The organism is Mycobacterium sp. (assembly GCF_049683355.1).
Taxonomy (GTDB): domain Bacteria; phylum Actinomycetota; class Actinomycetes; order Mycobacteriales; family Mycobacteriaceae; genus Mycobacterium.
Genome location: NZ_JBAUJB010000033.1, coordinates 1 through 3,101 on the forward strand (window position 1 = coordinate 1; position 3,101 = coordinate 3,101).

The following is a 3,101-nucleotide window of genomic DNA, read 5'->3' on the forward strand; positions in this document are numbered from 1 at the left end:
GCTCGTCGTCGTTACGCCACACCTTTGCGTCCACGCCGAGCTGGCCCAGGTACTGGACCAGGTTGAACACGAAGCTGTCGTAGTTGTCGACGACCAAGACCTGCATGGCAACAGGCTACCGCCAGGGTTTTGTGCCCACCGATCTCAGGCGGCGTCCGCCGATGCTCCGCCGGCGCTGTCATTGCTGTTGTCGTCGCTCTTGTCGTTGTCGTCAGAAGTCGCGGCCGTCTCGGTGTCGCGGTTCGTCTCGGTGTGAGCCGTGTCCTCGGCGTCAGCCGTCTCGGCGGCGTCCTCGGAATCGTCGGTCTCCTCGGCCGCATCGAGATCCACCAAGTCGGCGGCATCGAGATCCACCAAGTCGGCGGCATCGTCGTCGGCGTCTCTGGCGGGCGCGTCCGGCAGCTCCTCGCCGCGTTCTGCGGCGCTGTCGCTGGAAGCCTCCTCGGAGCGCACCGAATTCGCGGTGCGGGCCGTTGCCGTCGGCTCCTCGATCACCGGTGCCGTCGTGGTCTCGGACTCTTCGGTCAGCCGGGCCACCTCCTCGCTGCTACCGGACACACTCGGCGGCGGGGTCCCGTTGCCCCAATCCGCACCCTCACCCTGCCGGATGTAGTCCGGACGGTCATACCCGCTTTCCACCAGTGGCCGGTACCTGGCGTCGAGTTCGGCCATGCGTTGGTCGGAGACGAAGGGCTCCACCCACCGCAACATGGGCAGCGTGTCGGCCTCGATCAGCATGTAGGTGGTGTTGCCCTCCTGGTAGATGAGGTTGTCAGGATCGTTGACGTCCATGTCCTCGAAGTAGGCGAAGTGCCGAGAGAACCCGATGTTCAACAAGGAGTAGAAGTTGAACCGGGTCGGAGTATCGGCCACCGTGTCGTACTGCGCGACGACATCCAGATGTTGGTAGGGCTGCACGGCGGGCAATCCTGCGCCCGGGTCGGTGCGGTCGTTGCCCCCGAACTTGTTCTCCGGGTTGCCGTACGTGACGATCAGCACGACCCGTTCAGGCGCGGGAGCGAGGTCGGGGTTGCTCTCCCACTTCCGCATCCCGTCGTACACCCCCGCGGCTCCCAGCGAGTAGCCCATCACGATGATGTCGCCCTGAGTCCCGTCGACGGCTGTCTGAATCTGCTGCGAGCTGGTCTCCGAACTGATCGGCCCGGGACCGATGGACCGGCAGGTATTCAGTTCGCAGAATGCGCCGTTGAATGCCGTCTGCGCTTCGCCGCTCTGCCGCCACGTGCCCTCGGCCGCGAGTACGGTCGCCGCGGCCGCGGACGGCGTGGGTGTCAGCGTGAAGGCTGCCGGCATGGACAGGGCTGCGAGGGTCGCTGCAACGGTGCGGTAGCGGTGACGATTCATTTGGATCCTCCGGGACTCATCTGGAATGCACGCGGTGTAGTCGTGTGCACTTCCCAGCGGGCTCGGGGACGCGCAGCTTCATTGCTGCGGAGTACCCAGACCGTGGACGGATCGAACCGCTGAACTTTTGCTTGGATCGATCCGAGCGAATGTGGTTGACGACCGCTGTATTGCCGGTCCTCGTTCCGACGACTCAGTGGGAATCCGGGGCAAGTAGCAGTCACCGCCCGTGTTTTGAACGGCGCCCGGTCAAGCGACGGACCCGGCTGGTGTCAGCCAATTTAGCTGCTGCAGCAACCACCAGGGTGGTGTCCATTAAGAGTTTGTGACGCCTGATGGAGCGTTGCTCGGTGTTTGCGCGGATCAGGGCCGCATCGGCTGCGGCACGGTCGTCGTCGGAATCGTCGTCGGCAGTCTCGCCGGCACCGTCGGACTCGTCCTCGTCGTCGCCCGACTCGCCGGACTCGTCGTCCGAGTCCACGGCGCCTTTCGCGCGTTCGGGCTCCTCGGGGTCGTCGCGACCACCCTCCGAGTCCGCAGGCACCGGGAGGTCGGCCTCCGGGTCGCCGTCGTCCTCGTCGCGTTGCTCCTTGGGATCCAGACGCGGCGTCGGGGCCGAGCGCTCCACCGGCGACAATTCTGCTGTGAAAGTCGGCTCTTCGCGCGGGATCTCGACTGGCATCTGCTGAACGCCATCGGCGGCGAAGGCGGGGGGCGGGTTGCCGTTCCCCCAGTCCGCACCCTCGCCCTGCTCGACGTACTCGGGGGGGTCGTAGTCACGTTCCACCAGAGGCCGGTACTTGGCGTCGAGCTCGGCCATCCGTTCGGCCGGGGTGAACGCTGCCATCCACTTCAACATCGGCAGCACGTCGGCTTTGATCAGCAGGTACGTGGTGCCGTCGGCGTCGCGGTGGATCAGGTTGTCCGGGTCGTTGATGTCGGTGGGCGTGAAGTAGTCGAAGTGCCGGGAGAACGCGGTGTTGATCGCGGAGTACCAGCCCATCGGGTGGCTCTGTCGGCGACGCTGTCGTACTGCATCGTCACGTCCAGATGCTGGTAGGGCTGGAACTGCGGGAGACCGGCATACGAGTTGTTCCTGTCCTCACCGCCGTACCTGTTCTCCGGATTGCCGAACGTGACGATCAGCCGGACGCGTTGCGGATCCGGCGCCAGATCGGGCCTCTGCTCCCACTCCCGCATCCGGTCGTAGATGGACGCGGCACCGAGCGAGAAGCCCATCAGAATGACGTCACCCGGAGTGGAGTCAGCGCTGCCTGTAGTTGCAGCGATCCTGGTCGCACATCGAACGGCGTGCGTGCGTTGTTGATCGACCGGCAGGTGTTCTGTGCACAGAACGCTCCGCTGAATGCCGTCTGGGTGGTGCGGGAGGGTTGGAAGGTGCCTTCGACGGCCAACACCGTCGCCGCCGAAACCGACGGTGCATACGACACCACCATGGCGGCGGGCATCGCGATCACTGTTGTCAACGCACGGCGGGCAGTGCCGTTCATTACCTCCCCCGAAGATTTGCCATGTGCGGACCGACGCGATTTTGTATAGCAGCTCACGCGGCTTCCAGCAGCACTTGACAACTTTTGCTACGGCGTCAATTCAGTAGCCGAGCGGACCCACGGGTTTCGCGTACTCCATCCGGACCGGCGGCTGGTACCCGGCGAGTTCCACGTCACCGGCCTCCTCGGTGTAGCTGAGGCCGAACCTCGCCGCGTACCTCTTGT

General features: G+C 65.0%; 4 protein-coding genes. 1 reads left to right on the forward strand and 3 read right to left on the reverse strand.

All coding sequences use genetic code 11. The annotated features are described in order from the left end of the window. The 3 genes from WA944_RS01945 to WA944_RS01955 form a co-directional block, all read right to left on the reverse strand. On the reverse strand, positions 1-106 hold a 106-nt coding region (locus WA944_RS01945; protein WP_526609266.1), incomplete at its 3' end, for a glutamine amidotransferase-related protein. Positions 107-144: 38 nt separating this feature from the next. Further along, positions 145-1,365 carry a PE-PPE domain-containing protein gene (locus WA944_RS01950; RefSeq protein WP_526646188.1) on the reverse strand — a complete coding sequence of 407 codons (1,221 nt, stop codon included), beginning with the start codon at positions 1,363-1,365 and terminating at the stop codon, positions 145-147. A gap of 220 nt (positions 1,366-1,585) precedes the next feature. Then, a complete protein-coding gene (locus tag WA944_RS01955; RefSeq protein ID WP_526373243.1) occupies positions 1,586-2,368 on the reverse strand; it encodes a hypothetical protein in 783 nt (260 codons plus the stop codon). Between the two features lie 47 nt (positions 2,369-2,415). On the opposite strand from WA944_RS01955, the gene WA944_RS01960 reads away from it, so the two are divergent. Next, positions 2,416-2,925 (forward strand): hypothetical protein, encoded by a 510-nt coding sequence (locus tag WA944_RS01960; RefSeq protein WP_526373245.1) that lies wholly within the window; start codon positions 2,416-2,418, stop codon positions 2,923-2,925. Positions 2,926-3,101 lie beyond the last annotated feature (176 nt).

Bases quoted from the DNA above. Each gene is read 5' to 3' on its own strand.
- WA944_RS01960 (WP_526373245.1), top strand. From the start codon at position 2,416: ATGCTGGTAGGGCTGGAACTGCGGGAGACCGGCATACGAGTTGTTCCT.
- WA944_RS01950 (WP_526646188.1), bottom strand. From the start codon at position 1,365: ATGAATCGTCACCGCTACCGCACCGTTGCAGCGACCCTCGCAGCCCTG.
- WA944_RS01955 (WP_526373243.1), bottom strand. From the start codon at position 2,368: ATGGGCTGGTACTCCGCGATCAACACCGCGTTCTCCCGGCACTTCGAC.